The sequence below is a fragment of the Flavonifractor plautii ATCC 29863 genome, from assembly GCF_000239295.1.
In the GTDB taxonomy this organism is placed as follows: Bacteria; Bacillota; Clostridia; order Oscillospirales; family Oscillospiraceae; genus Flavonifractor; species Flavonifractor plautii.
Map to the genome: position 1 here is coordinate 1 of NZ_JH417836.1, position 16,361 is coordinate 16,361.

A 16,361-nucleotide genomic window follows, 5' to 3' on the forward strand; every position below is an offset into this window, starting at 1 on the left:
CCTACACGACGCTCTTCCGATCTCAGGCCGGGGCACCCCTTTTGTGTGGACTTTACGGGCGGCCCATGCTACAATAGAATTCGGTACTTCATTAAGAGACAAAGGATGGATGGGAATGGGAACGACCCTCAGTACCCTGAGCAATCTGGCAATCTACATCGGCCTGGTGGTGGTGGGCGCCTTTCTGGGCTCCCGCAAGGCTCTGCGCAGCCGTCCCCTGGTGTGGGTGGGCAAGCTCCAGTTCGCGGCCCTCATGATCCTCATTGTCACCCTGGGCGTCAACCTGGGCGCCAACGACGAGGTGGTCTCCTCCCTGGGCCAGATCGGCCTGGCGGCCCTGGTGATCACGGTGCTGGCCATGGCCGGCTCCCTGCTGTGCCTCACCCTGCTGCGGCGGTTCGTGCTCAAGCTGGACCACTACGGCCTGCCCCGGGGCAGCGAGGCCGCCCGGGAGGAGGAGGCCCACCACGGCGGCAAGGCGGACAACTCCCTCACCTTCCTCATTGTCATTGCCGTGGTGCTGGGAATGCTGGCGGGCCGCTTCGTGCTCCCCGCCGCCGTCACCGCCCACTGCGGCACGGTCATCAGCTTCGGCCTCTACCTGCTCCTCTTTATGGTGGGCATGGACATGGGCAAGCAGGGCACCCTGCTGGCCGACATCAAGACCGCCGGCTTCCAGGTGCTGCTGGTGCCAGTGGCGGTGTGCGCGGGCTCCCTGGCCTTCGCCGCCCTGGCCAGCCTCGTCCTCCCCCTGGGGGTGAAGGACTCCATGGCCGCCGCCTCCGGCCTGGGCTGGTACTCCCTGGCTCCCACCCTGCTGGCCCCCTACTCCCTGTCGGTGTCCGCCGTGGCCTTCCTGTCCAACGTGATGCGGGAGATCTTCGCCATCATCACCATCCCCATTGTGGCCAAATACGTGGGCTATGTGGAGTGCGCCTCCCTGCCCGGCGCGGCGGCCATGGACACGGTGCTCCCCGTGGTGGTGGGCGCCACCCACGAGCGCATCACCATCTACTCCTTCACCTCCGGCGTGGTGTTGTCCCTGGCGGTTCCCCTGCTGGTGCCCGCCATCGTGGCCCTGCCCTTCTGAGGAGGTCTTTTGCATGGAAATTGAACGCCGCTGGCTGGTGGAGGGCTGGCCCGCCCTGGCCCCCTCCTCCGTCCTTCAAATGGATCAGGGTTACTTTGCCGTCCGTCCCGCCATCCGCATCCGCCGGGAGGCCGTCCTGGGCGGGGAGACCCGTTACGTCCTCTGCTTCAAGGGGGGCGCGGGCCTGGCCCGGGAGGAGGTGGAGGTGGACGTGGATGAGGGGCGCTACCTCCGCCTCATGGCCATGCTGTCCGGCCCCATGATCGAAAAGGAGCAGCGCCGCTATCCCCTCCCCGGCGGCCTCACGCTGGAGGTCAACCAAGTCGATCCCGCCCTGGAGAGCGGCTTCTACTACGCCGAGGTGGAGTTTGACGCCGAGGCCGCCGCCCTGGCCTGGACGCCGCCGGAGGCACTGACAGCCTACCTCTCCCACGAGGTCACCGGCCAGCCCGGCGAGAGCATGGCGGCCTACTGGGCCCGCACCCGAGGCTGAAAAAACTCCCCCGCAGGCATGGCCTGCGGGGGAGTTTCGGTTATTTTCTGTTGTCCGGCTCCTCCGGGAGCACCTCCACCCGGATCTCCAGCACCCGGCGGTGGTCCACCTTGGTCACCGTCACGTCCAGGCCATCGGAGACGAAGCGGTCGCCCTCCTCGGGCACCCGGCCGATCTGCTCCATGACCCAGCCGGAGATGGTGTTGGAGTCGCACTCCCCCTTTATCTTGAACAGGTCAAAGAGGTCGGTCAGATCGGCGGAGCAGGAGATCAGGTAGCTGCCATCCTCCTGCTTCTTGAACTCCTCGATGACCTCGTCGTGCTCGTCCCAGATCTCGCCCACCAGCTCCTCCACGATATCCTCCAGGGTGACCAGGCCCTCGGTGCCGCCGTACTCGTCCACCACAATGACCATGTGGGCTTTCTCCCGCTGGAGGATGCGCAGCAGCTCGGAGATCTTGGTGTTGCCGGTGGTATAGAGCATGGGGCCCAGCATCTCCTTCACGCTGGTCAGGCCGCGGTAGCGGGCCGCGTGGAAATCCTTCTCATGGATGACGCCGATGATGTTGTCGATGTCCTCGTGGTACACCGGCAGGCGGGAATACCCGTTCTCAGCGAAGATCTTGGCGATCTCCTCCATGGAGTCGGTGTCCTCCACCGCCACGATGTCCACCCTGGGGGTGAGGATCTCCTCCACCTCCAGGTCGTGGAACTCGATGGCCGCCCGGATAAGGCGGCTCTCATGCTGGTCCAGGCCGCCCTCGCTCTCCGCCTGGTCCACCAGAGTGACCAGCTCCTCCTCGGTAATGCCGCCGTCCGCCGATTTGCGGAACACCTTGGACAGCAGCCGCTTCCACTGGGTAAACAGGAAGTTCAGCGGGGTAAGGACCGTACGGAGCACCCCCAGCAGCGGGGTGGCAAACATGGCAAACCGCTCGGGGGACTCCTTGGCCAGGCTCTTGGGGGAGACCTCGCCGAAGATCAGGATCACCACGGTCAGCACAATGGCGGACACGGTAGGTCCAGTCACCTCATCAATCAGGTGGATAAAGAGTACCGCGCCGATGGTGGTGGCCACGTTGTTGACGATGTTATTGCCGATAAGCAGGGTGGAGAGCAGCTTGTCGTAGTCCTCCGCCAGAGCCAGGGTACGGGCCGCCCGCTGGTCGCCTCCGTCTGCCCAGCTCTTGAGCCGCACCCGGTTCAGGGAGGTAAAGGCGGTCTCCGTGGCAGAGAAATAGCCTGACATGATAACACAGAACACAAGACCCACGATCATGGCGATACTGGCACTGTCCAACATAAGATAATATTCAACTCCAACTCTTTCAGTTTTGAAATCAACGCGCAAAGGGACAACCCTATCCCCCGCGGGTAAGGCTGTCCCTGACCGATTCCATTATGTACTTGCAACTAGGCGGAGGTTCGTCCACGAGGGCTCACCGTCTCCTTTTTGGTTTATTAGTGTGTAGTATAGCACAGCTTCCTGCAAAATGCAAGGGGAAGGTTGACTTTTCCTGTCCCGCCCCCCATAAGCGAAAAAACGCGCCCAGCCTGCGGCTGGGCGCGTTTTTGATGCTCTTTTACGGGTGATTACACCAGCTGGACGATGGCCATCTCGGCGCAGTCGCCGCGGCGGGGCCCGATCTTCACGACGCGGGTGTAGCCGCCGTTGCGGGTGGCGTACTTGGGGCCGATCTCGTCAAACAGCTTCTTGGCCACATCCTCCTTGGTCAGGTAGGACAGGGCCTTGCGGTAGTTGGCCAGATTGGCGTTCTTGGCCAGGGTGATCATCTTCTCGGCCATGGGAGCCACTTCCTTGGCGCGGGAGACGGTGGTCTTGATCTGGCCGTTCTCCAGCAGATAGGTGGTCATGGCACGCAGCATCGCGATGCGCTGATCCGTGGGCTTGCCCAGCTTACGGTTGTGAGACATGAGATTCCACTCCTAACGGATGTTCGCCAAGGCGAACTCCTACTCTTAAATTCGTCCGTGGGGAGATTCCCCCGAAAGGGCGCTCCGTGGGAGCCGGCCGGACCCGGGAGGGGACGTTACGTGCCCCCGGGCCGCCCTTTCCTCCGGCCGTCAGTTTTCCTCGTCGGCCAGGTGCAGGCCCATCATGGCCAGCTTGTTGATGACCTCTTCCAGGCTCTTGCGGCCCAGGTTGCGCACCTTCATCATCTCGTCCTCGGTCTTGGAGATCAAGTCCTCGACGGTGTTGATGTTGGCCCGCTTGAGGCAGTTGAAGGAGCGGACAGACAGATCCAGCTCCTCGATGGTCAGCTCCAGCACCTTGTCCCGCTGGGTCTCCGCCTTCTCCACCACCGTGGACTTGGAGCCCATAGTCTCAGAGAGATCGGTGAAGAGGACAAAGTGGTCGCAGAGGATGCGGGCGCCCAGGCTGACCGCGTCCCGGGCGGTGATGGTCCCGTCGGTCCACACCTCCTGGGTCAGCTTGTCGTAGTCGGTGGCGTCGCCTACACGGGTGTTCTCCACCGTGTAGTTGACCTTGCGCACCGGGGTATAGATGGAGTCCACCGGGATCAGGCCAATGATGGTCTGGGCCGGCTTGTTCCGGTCGGCAGGCACATAGCCGCGGCCGTGGGACAGGGTCAGCTCCATGTTGAGGCTGGCGTCGGGACCCAGGGTGGCAATGTGCAGCTCCGGGTTGAGCACCTCCACCTCGCCGTCGGCCTTGATGTCGCCGGCGGTGACCTCGCACTCGCCGCTGGCCTCAATATAGACCGTCTTTACGCCCTCGGAGTGGAGCTTTGCGATGATGCTCTTTACATTGAGGACGATCTCGGTCACGTCCTCCTTTACGCCGGGGATGGTGGAGAACTCATGCTGCACGCCTGCGATCTTGATCGAGGTGACCGCCGTGCCGGGCAGGGACGAGAGCAGGATGCGGCGCAGGGAGTTACCCAACGTGGTGCCGTAACCGCGCTCCAGGGGCTCCACCACATACTTGCCGTAGGAACCGTCGCCGGGGTTCTCCACACATTCAATGCGGGGCTTCTCGATTTCTACCATGTGTTACCCTCCTTTTCGCGGCTGCGGGCACAAGGCCCGCAGCCCTATACAGCTCACCAATAATCGAGGGTACAAGCAGTGTTACTTGGAGTACAGCTCGACGATCAGGTGCTCCTCGACGGGCAGATCGATGTCCTCGCGGGCGGGCATCTGCACCACGGTGCCCTTCAGCGCGTTCTTGTCCCGCTCCAGCCACTTGGGCACCAGAACAGTGGGGGCGTCCTCACCGGTCAGGCGCTTGAACTTGGCGGAGGAGCGGCTGGACTCCTTGACCTCAATCATGTCGCCCGCCTTGACCAGGTAGGAGGGGATATCCACCCGCTGGCCGTTGACGGTGAAGTGGCCGTGGCCCACCAGCTGACGGGCCTCACGGCGGGTCATGGCGAAGCCCAGACGGTACACCACGTTGTCCAGACGGCGCTCCACGAAGGTCAGCAGATTCTCACCGGTCTTGCCGGGCATACGGGCGGCCTTCTCATAGTACATCCGGAACTGCTTCTCCATGATGCCGTAGACGAACTTGACCTTCTGCTTCTCGGTCAACTGGAGGGCATACTCGCTCTTCTTCTTTCTCATCTGGCCGCCGGGATTGCGGTTGCTCTCCTTCTTGGCATAGCCCATGGCGGCAGGAGAAATGCCCAGCGCACGGCAGCGCTTGGCGATAGGCTGCATATTCTTTGCCATTTGTTCTTCCTCCTTCTCTTACACGCGGCGGCGCTTCGGCGGACGGCAGCCGTTGTGGGGGATGGGAGTCACGTCCTTGATCAGAGTGACCTCCAGGCCCACGGCCTGCAGGGCGCGGATGGCGGCCTCACGGCCGGCGCCGGGGCCCTTCACGTACACCTCGACGGTCTTCAGGCCGTGCTCCATGGCGGCCTTGGCGGCCGTCTCAGCGGCGGTCTGCGCGGCGAAGGGGGTGGACTTACGGGAACCGCGGAAGCCCAGGCCGCCGGAGGAGGCCCAGGACAGGGCGTTGCCGCCCATATCGGTCACGGTGACCATGGTGTTGTTGAAGGAGGAACGGATATGCACCTGGCCCTTCTCAACGTTCTTGCGCTCGCGGCGCTTGCGGATAACCTTCTTACCCTTGGTAGCGGTAGCCATGTGTTTCTCCCTCCCTTACTTCTTCTTGTTGGCGACGGTGCGCTTGGGGCCCTTGCGGGTGCGCGCGTTGGTCTTGGAGCGCTGACCGCGGACGGGCAGGCCCTTGCGGTGCCGCATGCCGCGGTAGCAGCCGATCTCGGTCAGGCGCTTGATGTCCATCGCCACGTCACGGCGGAGGTCGCCCTCCACAGTGTAGCTGTGGCCGATGATCTCGCGCAGCTTGGCCTCATCTTCCTCGGTCAGATCCTTCACGCGGGTGTCGGGGTTGATTCCGGCCTCGGCCAGGATCTTGTTGGCGCTGGTGCGCCCAATGCCGTAGATATAGGTCAGGCCGATCTCTACCCGCTTATCCTTCGGCAAGTCAATGCCAGCAATACGTGCCATACTGTTTCAGCACCTCCTATTAACCTTGTCTCTGCTTGTGCTTGGGATTCTCACAAATAACCATGACCTTGCCCTTGCGCTTAATGATCTTGCACTTCTCGCACATGGGCTTCACGGACGGTCTTACTTTCATGATAAACCTCCTTGAATGCCTTGATGGCCCCGGAACGGCGGAGGCAAGGCCCCGCTTACCCGCTCCGGTCATTGATGGGTTCTCCCAGGGGGAGGCGGCGCAATTCCATTTCGCCGCGTTAAATCAGCCGATTACTTGGATCTCCAGGTAATCGGCCCCAGGTTACGTCATAGGGGGACATCTGGACCGTACGCCCCACCCGGCGCAGGCGCCGTGCGGGGACCCCGACTCCATCTGCGGGCGTCGGAAGTGAATTCCGCCGCCCTCCGCGCCAGAGGCGCGCCCCGCACTGCGGGGCCCCAGTGACGGTCCGGCCAGCCTGACAGATTACTTGGACCGCCAGGTGATCCGGCCCCGGGTTACGTCATAGGGGGACATCTGGACCGTCACTTTATCGCCGGGCAGGATGCGGATGAAGTTCATGCGCAGCTTGCCGGAGATGTGGGCCAGAATAATATGGCCGTTTCCGATGTCCACATGGAACGTGGTGTTGGGAAGGGACTCGGTCACGACGCCCTCCACTTCGATCATATCGTCCTTTGCCAAAGCGTCATACCCTCCTTAGTTCCTCAGCTCGGAAAGCGGCCAGCGCCCTCCGTATGTCTCGGTTGGATAGGTTCCCGCCTGTCCGGAGCTGATCCAGGACAGGGTGCTGGAAATCACCGGCGGGGGCGGTATGAACCGCCTTTTTCCGTTTGGGGTTCTCCAGCTTCCGCCGCTTCCCGTCGCAGAGCAGCAGGTAGGGGCCGTCGGTGTCCAGGACACAGAACAGCCCTCCCCTGTCATGCCCGGCCAGGGAGCGGACAATCTGCGCACACGCGCATCCCATACTCAATCCTCCACCCGGGTAAGCACTTCAGGCTCCCCGTCGGTGATGAGAATGGTGTTTTCATAGTGGGCGGTCAGGCTCCCATCGGCGGACACGGTGGTCCAGCCGTCCTTGAGCACCTTCACCCGCCAGTCGCCCGCGCACACCATTGGCTCCACTGCAATGGTCATACCCGGCTGAAGCCGGGGGCCATGGCCCGCTGGGCCGAAGTTGGGTACCTCAGGCGGCTCGTGGAGCCTGGCCCCCACACCGTGGCCCACGAAGTCCCGCACGACGGAGCAGCCGTTTGCTTCCACGTACTGCTGCACCGCGTGGGAGATATCATAGACCCGGTTGCCGGAGCGGGCGAGCTTGATGCCCTCCCAGAAGCTCTGTTCGGTCACATGGATCAGATGCATGGCCTCGTCGCTCACCTGTCCGCAGGCGAAGGTGGCGGCGCAGTCGCCGTGGAAGCCGTCCAGAAAGGCGCCCACGTCCACGCTGACGATGTCGCCCTCCTTCAGCTTCCGGGGACCGGGTATGCCATGGATGACTTCCTCGTTGATCGAGATACAGGCGGAGCCGGGGAAACCGCTGTAGCCCAGGAAGGAGGGCTTGGCTCCGTGGCTCTCGATAAACTTGCGCACGGCGGTATCGATCTCATGGGTGGTCACGCCGGGCCGCACCATGGAGCCGGCCAGCGCCCGGGCCTGGGCGGTCAGCCGCCCGGCCCGGCGCATGCACTCGATTTCGCGGGGAGATTTGAGAGAGATCATATCCATCTCGTTCACTTCCCCAGCAATTCCATGATTTTGGTGTTTGTCTCCTCGATGCCGCCCAGGTCGGGCACGCGCTTAAGCACGCCCTTCTCCTCGTAGAAGCCCTTCAGCGGCTCGGTTTGACTGTGGTAGATTTCCAGCCGGTGCTTGACGGTTTCGGGCTGGTCGTCTTTGCGCTGCTCCAGCACACCGCCGCACTTGTCGCAGAGCCCCTCCTGCTTGGGGGGCGCCATGACGACGTGGTAGGTGGCTCCGCAGGCATGGCAGGTCCGGCGGCCCGTCATGCGGGCCTCGATGACGCTGTCGGCCACCTCCAGGGAGAGGACCGCGTCAAAGCGGATGCCGTGGCGCTCCAGGGCTTCGGCCTGAGCGATGGTACGGGGTACGCCGTCCAGGATGAAGCCGCCTGCGCAGTCGGGCTCGGCCAGCCGCTCCTGGATGATACCGATGATGATCTCATCCGGAACCAGCTTGCCCGCGTCCATATAGCTCTTGGCCTGCAAGCCGATGGGAGTGCCCTCCTTGACGGCTGCGCGCAGGATATTGCCGGTGGAGATGGTGGGGATGCCCAGCTTGCGGCTGATAATCTCCGACTGGGTGCCCTTGCCGGCGCCAGGTGCGCCTAAAAGAATGATTTTCATCCTGATTCCCCTTACTCCAGGAAGCCCTTGTAGTGGCGCATCAGCATTTGGGCCTCCAGGGCCTTGGTGGTCTCCAGCGCGACGCCGACCACGATGATGATGGACGTGCCGCCGATGGCCAGGCTGCTGACGCCGATCACCGCGCCGGTGACAATGGGCGCGATGGCGATAATCGCCAGGTAGAGCGCACCGAACATGGTGATCTTATTGAGCACCTTGTGGATAAAGTCGGCGGTGGGCTTGCCGGGGCGGAAGCCGGGGATGAACCCGCCGTTCTTTTTCAGGTTGTTGGCAACCTCCACAGGGTTGAACTGCATCGTGGAGTAGAAGAAGCTGAAGCCCACGATGAGCAGGAAATACACCACGATATAGAAAATGCTGGTGGTGTCAAAGACGCGCAGGAAGCCGCCCCAGAAGCCCGGGTCGTTCTTGCTCACGCCGGCAAACGCGGCGATGGTAGCGGGCAGAGAGGCGATGGCCTGGGCAAAGATGATGGGCATAACGCCGGTCATGTTCACCTTCAGAGGGATGTGGCTGGACTGGCCGCCGTACATCTTCCGGCCCACAACGCGCTTGGCGTACTGGACGGGAATGCGGCGCTCCGCATTCTGAATGAATACAATGAGAACCACGATGGCCAGCATGCCGATGAGAATCAGCGGGATGGCCCACACGGGCAGATTAAAGATTCCCTCGCCGGTAACGCCGTCCAGATTGTTGCGGACGCCCTGATACATGGTGCGGATCATGCTGGGGCCGCGGGACAGGATGCCCGCGAACAGGATGATGGAGATGCCGTTGCCGATGCCGAACTCGGTGATCTGCTCGCCCAGCCACATGACAAAGGCGGAGCCGGCAGTGAAGCACAGTACGATGACGATACCCGCCCACCAGCCAGGCAGGCCGGCGGTGTCCAGCATCGTTCCGCCGCCCTGGGTGCGGATCAGGGTGTAGTAGCCGAAGCCCTGCAGCAGGCCGATGGCCACGGTGACATAGCGGGTAATGGCCGCAATCTTCTTCCGGCCCTCCTCGCCGCCCTCCTTCTGGAGCCGCTCCAGGGCAGGGATGGCAACGGTGAGGAGCTGGATGATAATAGAACTGTTGATATACGGCTGCACGCCCAGGGCGAAGACGGCCGCCATGGAGAAGGCGGTGCCGTTCATGGCGCCCAGCAGGGTGAAGATGCCGCCCATGTTGTTGAGGGTGGCGCCCAGCATATTGCTATCAATAAAGGGGACAGGAACCACGGAGCCCAGCCGGAAGATCAGCAGGGCAAACACGGTGAAGAGGATCTTCTTCCGCAGCTCGGGAATTTTCCAGGCGTTACGGATGGTCTCGATCACTTAGACCACCTCGTACTTTCCACCTGCCGCAACAATCTTCTCCTTGGCGGAGGCGGAGAAGGCGGAGGCACGAACCGTCAGCTTCTTGGTCAGGGTGCCGTTGCCCAGCACCTTGTAGCCGTACTCGCACTTGGAGAGGATGCCCTTCTCCAGCAGGTCGCACACATTGACCGTAGCGCCATCCTCAAACTTCTCGAGGGCGGAGACGTTGATCGCCTCCAGGGGTTTGGCAAAGATATTGTGGAAGCCGCGCTTGGGGATGCGGCGGGTCAGAGGCATCTGGCCGCCCTCAAAGCCCACGCGCACGCCGCCGCCGGAGCGGGCCCACTGGCCCTTCTGGCCGCGGCCGGCCGTCTTGCCGTTGCCGGAGCCGTGACCGCGGCCCTTCCGATAGGCCTTGGGGTTGGAACCGGGAGCGGGGGAAAGTTCATGCAGATTCATTTCGCGCACCTCCTTACTGTTCCTCGGTGACCTGGAGCAGGTAGCCGATGTTCGCAATCTTGCCGCGGGTCGCCTCGTTGTCGGGCTGCACGGTGGTGTCGCCGATCTTGCGCAGGCCCAGGGCCTCGGCGGTCGCCTTGTGCTTGGCGATACGGCCGTTCAGGCTCTTGACCAGCTTGATGTTCAGATTAGCCATGTTCACGGCCCTCCTTAACCTACGATCTCGCTGACGCTCTTACCGCGGATGCGGGCGACCTCCTCGGGGCCACGGAGGGACTTCAGGCCCTCAAAGGTGGCGGAGACCACGTTCTGCGGGTTGTTGGAGCGCAGGCACTTGGCGCGGATGTCACGGATGCCGGCGGCCTCCATGACGGCGCGGACGGGGCCGCCGGCGATGATGCCGGTACCGGGGGCGGCGGGCTTGAGCAGCACGCGGCCGGCGCCGAATTCACCGATGACCTCATGGGGAATGGTAGTGCCGGACAGAGTCACGGTGCACATATTCTTCTTGGCGTCCTCGATGCCCTTGCGGATGGCCTCGGGCACCTCAGCGGCCTTGCCCAGACCGAAGCCCACGCGGCCCTTCTCGTCGCCCACGACCATCAGCGCGGCGAACTTGAAGATGCGGCCGCCCTTCACGGTCTTGGACACGCGGTTCAGGGCAACGAGCTTCTCGGTAAACTCGCTGGGTTCTCTCTCAAATCTAGCCATTTATCGTTTTCCTCCTCCCTTAGAACTGCAGGCCGCCCTCACGGGCGCCCTCGGCCAGGGCCTGCACGCGGCCGTGGTACACGTAGCCGCCGCGGTCAAACACGACGGTCTCGATGCCGGCGGCCTTGGCGCGCTCCGCGACAGCCAGGCCCACCTTCTTGGCAGCCTCACAGTCGGAGCCCTTGCCCTCGAAGCCCTTCTCCAGGGAGGAAGCAGACACCAGGGTCTTGCCGGTCACGTCGTCGATGACCTGGGCATAGATGTTGGTGTTGCTGCGGAACACGTTCAGGCGGGGACGCTCGGGCGTGCCGGAAATCTTGCCGCGCACTCTCTTGTGGCGCTTAAGCCGCTGAGCGTTGGTATCGGGTCTGTTGATCATAGTGGCACACCTCCTTATTTCTTCTTGACGCCGGTCTTGCCTTCCTTGCGGCGGATGACCTCGTCAGTGTATTTGATGCCCTTGCCCTTGTACGGCTCAGGCGGACGCTTCTCTCTCACTTCGGCGGCGAACTGGCCGACCTTCTGCTTATCGGTGCCGCTGATGACGATCTTGTTGGCGCTGGGCACCTCAATGGTGATGCCCTCGATCTCCTCGACGGTGACCTGATGGGAGAAGCCCAGGTTCATGACCAGCTTGTTGCCCTCCTTGGCCACACGGTAGCCCACGCCGTTGACGTCCAGCTCCTTCTTGAAGCCCTCGGTGACGCCCACGATCATGTTGTGCAGCAGGGTGCGGGTCAGGCCGTGCAGGCTGCGGTTGGCCTTCTCGTCGTTGGGACGGGTCACATGAATCACATCGCCCTCCTGGGTGATGGTCATGGCGGGATGCATCTGCTGCGTCAGGGTGCCCTTGGGCCCCTTTACGGTAACCAGGTTACCGGCTTCGATCTTCACGTCCACACCGGCGGGGATGGAGATCGGCATTCTTCCGATACGAGACATATTCTACTCTCCCTCCTTACCAGACAAACGCCAGGACCTCGCCGCCGACATGGGCCGCGCGGGCGGCCTTGTCAGTCATGACGCCCTTGGACGTGGACACAATGGCAATGCCCAGGCCATGCAGAACCCGGGGCAGCTCGTCAGCACCGGCATAGACACGCAGGCCGGGCTTGGAGACACGGCGCAGGCCGGTGATGACCTTCTCCTTGCCGGGATTGTACTTCAGGGTGACGCGGATGACGCCCTGGGTACCATCGTCGATGAGCTGGAAGTTCTTGATATAGCCCTCATCCAGCAGGATCTGCGCGATGGACTTCTTCATGTTGGACGCGGGGACGTCCACGGTGTCATGCTTGGCGTTGTTCGCGTTGCGGATGCGGGTGAGCATATCCGCAATGGGATCAGTGATGTGCATGATGTTTACCTCCTATTAGAGTTACGGGCAGGGCCCGTATCAGCGGCAAGGTATCGCAGCTAGGCAACTGCGACCTATTGCTCGCCGGCGGGGGATTTATTCAAATTACCGGCCAAGAGGCGGGCTGGCTTTACCAGCTCGCCTTCTTGACACCGGGAATCTGACCCTTGTAAGCCAGCTCGCGGAAGCAGATACGGCAGATGCCGTAGTCCCGCAGGTAGGCGTGGGGACGGCCGCAGATCTTGCAGCGGTTGTAGCGGCGGGTGGAGAACTTGGGCTCCGCCTGCTGCTTCAGGATCATAGACTTCTTAGCCATTTCGTTCTCCTCCTTTAGCGGGCGAAGGGAGCGCCGATCAGGGACAGGAGCTCCTTGGCCTCTTCGTCGGTCTTGGCGGTGGTGCAGATGACCACGTCCAGGCCGCGGATCTTATCGATCTTGTCGTACTCGATCTCGGGGAAGATCAGCTGCTCCTTGATGCCCAGGCCGTAGTTGCCGCGGCCGTCAAAGGCGTTGGGGTTGATGCCGCGGAAGTCGCGGACACGGGGCAGGGCCACGTTGAACAGGCGGTCCAGAAACTCCCACATGCGGTCGCCGCGCAGGGTGACCTTCGCGCCGATGGGCATACCCTCACGCAGCTTAAAGTTAGCCACGGACTTCTTGGCCTTGGTGATGATGGCCTTCTGGCCGGTAATCTTGGTCAGATCGCCCACAACGGCCTCCAGAACCTTGGAGTTGTCACGGGCCTCGCCGCAGCCGCAGTTGACCACGATCTTGTCGATCTTGGGGATCTGCATGACGGACTTGTAGCCAAACTTCTGCATCAGAGCAGGAGCGACCTCGGCCTGGTACTTCGCCTTCAGGTTGGGCACTTTCTTATCAGCCATTATTGTTCACTCCTCCTCTCTCAGATCTCGGCGCCGCACTTCTTGCAGACGCGGACCTTCTTGCCGCCCTCCAGCAGCTTGTGGGCGGGGCGGGTGGGCTTGTTGCACTTGGGGCAGACGCGCTGCACCTTGCAGGCATAGATGGGGGCTTCCTTCTTGAGGATGCCGCCCTGCTCGCCCTGCTTGCGGGGCTTGGTGTGGCGGGAGACGACGTTGATCTTCTCCACGACCACCTTGCCGGACTTGGGCATGACCTCCAGGACCTTGCCCTGCTTGCCCTTGTCCTTGCCGGACAGGACGACAACCAGGTCGTCCTTACGAATGCTCATCTTATTCATGTCTTCTCCTACCCCCTTACAGCACTTCGGGAGCCAGGGACAGGATCTTCATGTAATCCTTGTCGCGCAGCTCACGGGCCACGGGCCCAAAGATACGGGTACCGCGGGGATTCTTGTCGTCCTTGATCAGGACGGCGGCGTTCTCGTCGAAGCGGACATAGCTGCCGTCAGAGCGGCGCACGCCCTTGACGGAGCGGACGATGACGGCCTTGACGACCTCGCCCTTCTTCACGGTTCCGCCAGGCTGTGCCTTGCGGACGGAAGCGACGACCACGTCGCCGATGTTGCCGAACTTGCGGCTGGAGCCGCCCAGCACGCGGATGGTCTTGATCTCCTTGGCGCCGGTGTTGTCGGCGACCTTCAGATAGCTTTCCTGCTGAATCATTCCGGCACCTCCTTACTTCGCCTTCTCGATGATCTCGACGACGCGCCAGCGCTTGTCCTTGGACAGGGGCCGGGTCTCCATGACCCGCACGCGGTCGCCGATGCCACACTCGTTCTTCTCGTCGTGCGCCTTCAGCTTATAGGTGCTCTTGACGATCTTCTTATACAGGGGGTGAGCCACACGGTCGGCAATGGCCACCACCACGGTCTTGTCCATCTTATCGGAAACCACCAGGCCGACTCTGGTCTTGCGGGAAGAAGTTCTGTTCTCCATGATCTCGTTCCTCCTTCTTATCGGCCTGCGAGCTGCTGCTCACGGATGATGGTCTTCACGCGGGCGATGTCGCGCTTGACCTCAGCAATCTTCACGGGGTTGTCGAGCTGGTTGGTGGCATGCTGAAGACGGAGCTGGAAGAGATCCTTCTTCAGGTCGCCCAGCTTGCTCTCCAGCTCAGCGGCGCTCATCTTGCGGATTTCAGTAGCCTTCATCTTCATTCACCACCATTCTCGGTCTCGGCGGTCTGCTTCGCCACGATCTTGCACTTGACAGGCAACTTGTGGGAGGCCAGACGCAGGGCCTCGCGGGCAGTCTCCTCGGAAACGCCGGCGATCTCAAACATGACACGGCCGGGCTTGACCACGGCCACCCAGTACTCGGGGGAGCCCTTACCGGAACCCATGCGGGTCTCGGCGGGCTTCTCGGTGATGGGCTTGTCGGGGAAGATCTTGATCCAGACCTTACCGCCACGCTTGGTGTAACGGGTCATGGCGATACGGGCGGCCTCGATCTGGTTGCTGGTGATCCAGCAGGGCTCGGTGGCCTGCAGGCCGAAATCACCGTAGGTCACGGTGTTGCCGCGCATGGCCTTGCCCTTCAGGCGGCCGCGGTGCACGCGGCGGTATTTCACTCTCTTAGGCAGCAGCATTAGTTGGAGCCTCCTTCCTTGGGAGCAGCGGGACGGGCGCCGCCCTGGGGACGGGCACCGCCCTGAGGACGGTTGTTGTTGAAGCCACCCTGGGGACGGCCGCCGTTGCGGTTAAAGCCGCCGTTGCGGTTGAAGCCGCCCTTGCGGTCGCCGTCACGCCGGTCGCGGCGGGGGCGGTCGGAGCGCTCCTTGAAGTTCTTGGTGTCCAGGGTACGGGGGGTGGTGCGCAGGGTCTGGGTCAGCACCTCGCCCTTGTAGATCCACACCTTCACTCCGATGCGGCCGTAGGTGGTGGCAGCCTCCGCAAAGCCGTAGTCGATGTCGGCGCGCAGGGTCTGCAGGGGAATGGTGCCGTCGTGATAGTGCTCGGTGCGGGCGATCTCAGCGCCGCCCAGACGGCCGGACACCTGAGTCTTGATGCCGCGGGCGCCCATGCGCATGGCGCGGCCCATGGCGTTCTTCATGGCGCGGCGGAAGCCGATGCGCTTCTCCAGCTGCTGGGCGATGTTCTCAGCCACCAGCTGGGCGTTGGTGTCGACCTGCTTGACCTCCACGATGTTGAGGGCGACGGGCTTGCCGATCATCTTCTCAACGGTCAGGCGGTACTGCTCGATCTGCTCGCCGCCCTTGCCGATGACGACGCCGGGGCGGGCGCAGTGCAGGTAGATGCGAACCTTGGCATTGTCGCGCTCGATCTCGATCTTGGGGATACCGGCGGAATACAGGGTCTTCTTCAGGTAGTCCCGGATCTTCTTGTCCTCCACCAGCAGGTCGCCGACCTTCTCGTTGCGGGCGTACCAGCGGGAGTCCCAATCCTTAATGACACCCACGCGCAGGCCGTGGGGATTCACTTTCTGTCCCATATTCTTCCTCCTCCCTTAGCGCTCAGCCACCGCGATGGTGATGTGAGAAGTGCGCTTGTTGATGCGATAGGCGCGGCCCTGGGCCCGGGGCATCATCCGCTTGATGATGGGGCCGGGGCAGGCGAACACCTGGGAAACATACAGCTTCTCGGGGTCCATCTGGTGGTTGTTCTCCGCGTTGGACGCGGCGCTCTTGAGGAGCTTCAGCAGCAGCTCGGAGGCAGCCTTGGGGGTGCCCATGAGGATGGCGTTGGCCTGGGCCACGCTCTTGCCGCGGATCAGGTCGCAGACGATCTGGACCTTACGGGGAGAGATACGGGCATATCTCAGATGTGCTTTCGCTTCCATGTTTCTCTCCTCCTCCTTACTTACCAGTCTTGCTGCCGGCGTGGCCGCGGAAGGTGCGGGTGGGGGCGAACTCGCCCAGCTTGTGGCCCACCATGTCCTCAGTCACGTAGACGGGCACGTGCTTGCGGCCGTCGTGCACGGCAAAGGTGTGTCCGACGAAGGAGGGGAAGATGGTGGAGGCGCGGCTCCAGGTCTTCAGGACCTTCTTCTCGCCGGTCTGATTCATTTCGTCGACCCGCTTCAGCAGCTCGGGGGCGCAAAAGGGGCCTTTCTTGATACTTCTGCTCATCTTTTACTGCC

The 16,361-nt window shown here is 62.6% G+C and carries 30 protein-coding genes; 2 read left to right on the forward strand and 28 right to left on the reverse strand.

Features of this window, described 5'->3' with window-relative positions; translation table 11 throughout:
* Positions 1–115: 115 nt before the first annotated feature.
* Together HMPREF0372_RS15655 and HMPREF0372_RS15660 are read left to right on the forward strand one after the other, a co-directional pair.
* Positions 116–1,090 carry a LysO family transporter gene (locus HMPREF0372_RS15655; RefSeq protein ID WP_007494596.1) on the forward strand — a complete coding sequence of 325 codons (975 nt, stop codon included), beginning with the start codon at positions 116–118 and terminating at the stop codon, positions 1,088–1,090.
* Positions 1,091–1,103: 13 nt separating this feature from the next.
* Entirely contained in the window at positions 1,104–1,583 is a 480-nt protein-coding gene (locus HMPREF0372_RS15660; protein ID WP_007494597.1) for a CYTH domain-containing protein, read from the forward strand.
* 40 nt (positions 1,584–1,623) lie between these two features.
* Here HMPREF0372_RS15660 and HMPREF0372_RS15665 read toward each other — a convergent pair whose 3' ends face one another.
* The 28 genes from HMPREF0372_RS15665 to rpsS form a co-directional block, all read right to left on the reverse strand.
* Positions 1,624–2,886: an HlyC/CorC family transporter gene (locus HMPREF0372_RS15665; protein ID WP_007494598.1), complete on the reverse strand. Its 1,263-nt coding sequence runs from the start codon at positions 2,884–2,886 to the stop codon at positions 1,624–1,626.
* A gap of 290 nt (positions 2,887–3,176) precedes the next feature.
* On the reverse strand, positions 3,177–3,518 hold the full coding sequence (gene rplQ / locus HMPREF0372_RS15670; RefSeq protein ID WP_007494602.1) for a 50S ribosomal protein L17: 342 nt from the start codon (positions 3,516–3,518) through the stop codon (positions 3,177–3,179).
* 150 nt (positions 3,519–3,668) lie between these two features.
* Positions 3,669–4,616, reverse strand: a complete 948-nt coding sequence (locus HMPREF0372_RS15675; RefSeq protein WP_007494604.1) for a DNA-directed RNA polymerase subunit alpha — start codon at positions 4,614–4,616, stop codon at positions 3,669–3,671.
* 81 nt (positions 4,617–4,697) lie between these two features.
* Positions 4,698–5,300 carry a 30S ribosomal protein S4 gene (gene rpsD / locus HMPREF0372_RS15680; RefSeq protein WP_007494606.1) on the reverse strand — a complete coding sequence of 201 codons (603 nt, stop codon included), beginning with the start codon at positions 5,298–5,300 and terminating at the stop codon, positions 4,698–4,700.
* Positions 5,301–5,318: 18 nt separating this feature from the next.
* The gene (gene rpsK, locus HMPREF0372_RS15685; RefSeq protein ID WP_007494608.1) at positions 5,319–5,720 is read right to left on the reverse strand and encodes a 30S ribosomal protein S11; all 402 of its coding nucleotides are present in this window, start codon (positions 5,718–5,720) and stop codon (positions 5,319–5,321) included.
* 15 nt (positions 5,721–5,735) lie between these two features.
* Positions 5,736–6,104 (reverse strand): 30S ribosomal protein S13, encoded by a 369-nt coding sequence (gene rpsM, locus HMPREF0372_RS15690; RefSeq protein WP_007494610.1) that lies wholly within the window; start codon positions 6,102–6,104, stop codon positions 5,736–5,738.
* A 19-nt stretch (positions 6,105–6,123) separates the two neighbouring features.
* A complete protein-coding gene (rpmJ, locus tag HMPREF0372_RS15695) occupies positions 6,124–6,237 on the reverse strand; it encodes a 50S ribosomal protein L36 (RefSeq protein ID WP_006573428.1) in 114 nt (37 codons plus the stop codon).
* A gap of 327 nt (positions 6,238–6,564) precedes the next feature.
* Positions 6,565–6,783 (reverse strand): translation initiation factor IF-1, encoded by a 219-nt coding sequence (gene infA, locus HMPREF0372_RS15700; protein WP_009258089.1) that lies wholly within the window; start codon positions 6,781–6,783, stop codon positions 6,565–6,567.
* Positions 6,784–6,787: 4 nt separating this feature from the next.
* Entirely contained in the window at positions 6,788–7,066 is a 279-nt protein-coding gene (locus HMPREF0372_RS15705) for a KOW domain-containing RNA-binding protein (RefSeq protein ID WP_007494620.1), read from the reverse strand.
* Between the two features lie 2 nt (positions 7,067–7,068).
* Positions 7,069–7,821 carry a type I methionyl aminopeptidase gene (gene map, locus HMPREF0372_RS15710; protein ID WP_039997814.1) on the reverse strand — a complete coding sequence of 251 codons (753 nt, stop codon included), beginning with the start codon at positions 7,819–7,821 and terminating at the stop codon, positions 7,069–7,071.
* Positions 7,822–7,832: 11 nt separating this feature from the next.
* Complete coding sequence (locus tag HMPREF0372_RS15715; protein ID WP_007494624.1) at positions 7,833–8,465, reverse strand: adenylate kinase; 633 nt, start codon at positions 8,463–8,465, stop codon at positions 7,833–7,835.
* An 11-nt stretch (positions 8,466–8,476) separates the two neighbouring features.
* Positions 8,477–9,808, reverse strand: coding sequence for a preprotein translocase subunit SecY (gene secY, locus HMPREF0372_RS15720; protein WP_007494626.1), 1,332 nt, complete (start codon positions 9,806–9,808; stop codon positions 8,477–8,479).
* Positions 9,809–10,249, reverse strand: a complete 441-nt coding sequence (gene rplO / locus HMPREF0372_RS15725; RefSeq protein ID WP_007494628.1) for a 50S ribosomal protein L15 — start codon at positions 10,247–10,249, stop codon at positions 9,809–9,811.
* A gap of 13 nt (positions 10,250–10,262) precedes the next feature.
* Complete coding sequence (rpmD, locus tag HMPREF0372_RS15730; RefSeq protein WP_007494630.1) at positions 10,263–10,445, reverse strand: 50S ribosomal protein L30; 183 nt, start codon at positions 10,443–10,445, stop codon at positions 10,263–10,265.
* A 14-nt stretch (positions 10,446–10,459) separates the two neighbouring features.
* The gene (gene rpsE / locus HMPREF0372_RS15735; protein WP_007494632.1) at positions 10,460–10,960 is read right to left on the reverse strand and encodes a 30S ribosomal protein S5; all 501 of its coding nucleotides are present in this window, start codon (positions 10,958–10,960) and stop codon (positions 10,460–10,462) included.
* A gap of 19 nt (positions 10,961–10,979) precedes the next feature.
* Positions 10,980–11,339 carry a 50S ribosomal protein L18 gene (gene rplR / locus HMPREF0372_RS15740; RefSeq protein ID WP_007494634.1) on the reverse strand — a complete coding sequence of 120 codons (360 nt, stop codon included), beginning with the start codon at positions 11,337–11,339 and terminating at the stop codon, positions 10,980–10,982.
* A gap of 14 nt (positions 11,340–11,353) precedes the next feature.
* The gene (gene rplF, locus HMPREF0372_RS15745) at positions 11,354–11,902 is read right to left on the reverse strand and encodes a 50S ribosomal protein L6 (RefSeq protein WP_009258086.1); all 549 of its coding nucleotides are present in this window, start codon (positions 11,900–11,902) and stop codon (positions 11,354–11,356) included.
* A 16-nt stretch (positions 11,903–11,918) separates the two neighbouring features.
* Entirely contained in the window at positions 11,919–12,317 is a 399-nt protein-coding gene (gene rpsH, locus HMPREF0372_RS15750) for a 30S ribosomal protein S8 (RefSeq protein ID WP_007494638.1), read from the reverse strand.
* A gap of 130 nt (positions 12,318–12,447) precedes the next feature.
* Positions 12,448–12,633 (reverse strand): type Z 30S ribosomal protein S14, encoded by a 186-nt coding sequence (locus HMPREF0372_RS15755; protein WP_006573415.1) that lies wholly within the window; start codon positions 12,631–12,633, stop codon positions 12,448–12,450.
* Positions 12,634–12,647: 14 nt separating this feature from the next.
* Positions 12,648–13,202, reverse strand: coding sequence for a 50S ribosomal protein L5 (rplE, locus tag HMPREF0372_RS15760; RefSeq protein WP_007494640.1), 555 nt, complete (start codon positions 13,200–13,202; stop codon positions 12,648–12,650).
* A 20-nt stretch (positions 13,203–13,222) separates the two neighbouring features.
* Positions 13,223–13,540 carry a 50S ribosomal protein L24 gene (gene rplX, locus HMPREF0372_RS15765; RefSeq protein WP_007494642.1) on the reverse strand — a complete coding sequence of 106 codons (318 nt, stop codon included), beginning with the start codon at positions 13,538–13,540 and terminating at the stop codon, positions 13,223–13,225.
* Between the two features lie 16 nt (positions 13,541–13,556).
* The gene (rplN, locus tag HMPREF0372_RS15770) at positions 13,557–13,925 is read right to left on the reverse strand and encodes a 50S ribosomal protein L14 (RefSeq protein ID WP_007494644.1); all 369 of its coding nucleotides are present in this window, start codon (positions 13,923–13,925) and stop codon (positions 13,557–13,559) included.
* Positions 13,926–13,937: 12 nt separating this feature from the next.
* A complete protein-coding gene (gene rpsQ, locus HMPREF0372_RS15775; protein WP_007494646.1) occupies positions 13,938–14,198 on the reverse strand; it encodes a 30S ribosomal protein S17 in 261 nt (86 codons plus the stop codon).
* Between the two features lie 17 nt (positions 14,199–14,215).
* Positions 14,216–14,419, reverse strand: a complete 204-nt coding sequence (gene rpmC, locus HMPREF0372_RS15780) for a 50S ribosomal protein L29 (RefSeq protein WP_007494648.1) — start codon at positions 14,417–14,419, stop codon at positions 14,216–14,218.
* On the reverse strand, positions 14,416–14,850 hold the full coding sequence (rplP, locus tag HMPREF0372_RS15785; protein ID WP_007494650.1) for a 50S ribosomal protein L16: 435 nt from the start codon (positions 14,848–14,850) through the stop codon (positions 14,416–14,418). The genes rpmC and rplP overlap by 4 nt, the downstream gene beginning before the upstream one ends.
* Positions 14,850–15,713 (reverse strand): 30S ribosomal protein S3, encoded by an 864-nt coding sequence (gene rpsC / locus HMPREF0372_RS15790; protein ID WP_007494652.1) that lies wholly within the window; start codon positions 15,711–15,713, stop codon positions 14,850–14,852. The genes rplP and rpsC overlap by 1 nt, the downstream gene beginning before the upstream one ends.
* 15 nt (positions 15,714–15,728) lie before the next feature.
* On the reverse strand, positions 15,729–16,061 hold the full coding sequence (rplV, locus tag HMPREF0372_RS15795; protein WP_007494654.1) for a 50S ribosomal protein L22: 333 nt from the start codon (positions 16,059–16,061) through the stop codon (positions 15,729–15,731).
* 16 nt (positions 16,062–16,077) lie between these two features.
* Positions 16,078–16,350, reverse strand: a complete 273-nt coding sequence (gene rpsS, locus HMPREF0372_RS15800; RefSeq protein ID WP_007494656.1) for a 30S ribosomal protein S19 — start codon at positions 16,348–16,350, stop codon at positions 16,078–16,080.
* Positions 16,351–16,361: the final 11 nt, after the last annotated feature.

Coding starts and splice junctions, on each gene's coding strand:
- HMPREF0372_RS15655 (WP_007494596.1), top strand. CDS start 116: ATGGGAACGACCCTCAGTACCCTGAGCAATCTGGCAATCTACATCGGC.
- HMPREF0372_RS15660 (WP_007494597.1), top strand. CDS start 1,104: ATGGAAATTGAACGCCGCTGGCTGGTGGAGGGCTGGCCCGCCCTGGCC.
- HMPREF0372_RS15665 (WP_007494598.1), bottom strand. CDS start 2,886: ATGTTGGACAGTGCCAGTATCGCCATGATCGTGGGTCTTGTGTTCTGT.
- rplQ (WP_007494602.1), bottom strand. CDS start 3,518: ATGTCTCACAACCGTAAGCTGGGCAAGCCCACGGATCAGCGCATCGCG.
- HMPREF0372_RS15675 (WP_007494604.1), bottom strand. CDS start 4,616: ATGGTAGAAATCGAGAAGCCCCGCATTGAATGTGTGGAGAACCCCGGC.
- rpsD (WP_007494606.1), bottom strand. CDS start 5,300: ATGGCAAAGAATATGCAGCCTATCGCCAAGCGCTGCCGTGCGCTGGGC.
- rpsK (WP_007494608.1), bottom strand. CDS start 5,720: ATGGCTACCGCTACCAAGGGTAAGAAGGTTATCCGCAAGCGCCGCGAG.
- rpsM (WP_007494610.1), bottom strand. CDS start 6,104: ATGGCACGTATTGCTGGCATTGACTTGCCGAAGGATAAGCGGGTAGAG.
- rpmJ (WP_006573428.1), bottom strand. CDS start 6,237: ATGAAAGTAAGACCGTCCGTGAAGCCCATGTGCGAGAAGTGCAAGATC.
- HMPREF0372_RS15705 (WP_007494620.1), bottom strand. CDS start 7,066: ATGGGATGCGCGTGTGCGCAGATTGTCCGCTCCCTGGCCGGGCATGAC.
- map (WP_039997814.1), bottom strand. CDS start 7,821: ATGATCTCTCTCAAATCTCCCCGCGAAATCGAGTGCATGCGCCGGGCC.
- HMPREF0372_RS15715 (WP_007494624.1), bottom strand. CDS start 8,465: ATGAAAATCATTCTTTTAGGCGCACCTGGCGCCGGCAAGGGCACCCAG.
- rplO (WP_007494628.1), bottom strand. CDS start 10,249: ATGAATCTGCATGAACTTTCCCCCGCTCCCGGTTCCAACCCCAAGGCC.
- rpmD (WP_007494630.1), bottom strand. CDS start 10,445: ATGGCTAATCTGAACATCAAGCTGGTCAAGAGCCTGAACGGCCGTATC.
- rpsE (WP_007494632.1), bottom strand. CDS start 10,960: ATGGCTAGATTTGAGAGAGAACCCAGCGAGTTTACCGAGAAGCTCGTT.
- rplR (WP_007494634.1), bottom strand. CDS start 11,339: ATGATCAACAGACCCGATACCAACGCTCAGCGGCTTAAGCGCCACAAG.
- rplF (WP_009258086.1), bottom strand. CDS start 11,902: ATGTCTCGTATCGGAAGAATGCCGATCTCCATCCCCGCCGGTGTGGAC.
- rpsH (WP_007494638.1), bottom strand. CDS start 12,317: ATGCACATCACTGATCCCATTGCGGATATGCTCACCCGCATCCGCAAC.
- HMPREF0372_RS15755 (WP_006573415.1), bottom strand. CDS start 12,633: ATGGCTAAGAAGTCTATGATCCTGAAGCAGCAGGCGGAGCCCAAGTTC.
- rplE (WP_007494640.1), bottom strand. CDS start 13,202: ATGGCTGATAAGAAAGTGCCCAACCTGAAGGCGAAGTACCAGGCCGAG.
- rplX (WP_007494642.1), bottom strand. CDS start 13,540: ATGAATAAGATGAGCATTCGTAAGGACGACCTGGTTGTCGTCCTGTCC.
- rplN (WP_007494644.1), bottom strand. CDS start 13,925: ATGATTCAGCAGGAAAGCTATCTGAAGGTCGCCGACAACACCGGCGCC.
- rpsQ (WP_007494646.1), bottom strand. CDS start 14,198: ATGGAGAACAGAACTTCTTCCCGCAAGACCAGAGTCGGCCTGGTGGTT.
- rpmC (WP_007494648.1), bottom strand. CDS start 14,419: ATGAAGATGAAGGCTACTGAAATCCGCAAGATGAGCGCCGCTGAGCTG.
- rplP (WP_007494650.1), bottom strand. CDS start 14,850: ATGCTGCTGCCTAAGAGAGTGAAATACCGCCGCGTGCACCGCGGCCGC.
- rpsC (WP_007494652.1), bottom strand. CDS start 15,713: ATGGGACAGAAAGTGAATCCCCACGGCCTGCGCGTGGGTGTCATTAAG.
- rplV (WP_007494654.1), bottom strand. CDS start 16,061: ATGGAAGCGAAAGCACATCTGAGATATGCCCGTATCTCTCCCCGTAAG.
- rpsS (WP_007494656.1), bottom strand. CDS start 16,350: ATGAGCAGAAGTATCAAGAAAGGCCCCTTTTGCGCCCCCGAGCTGCTG.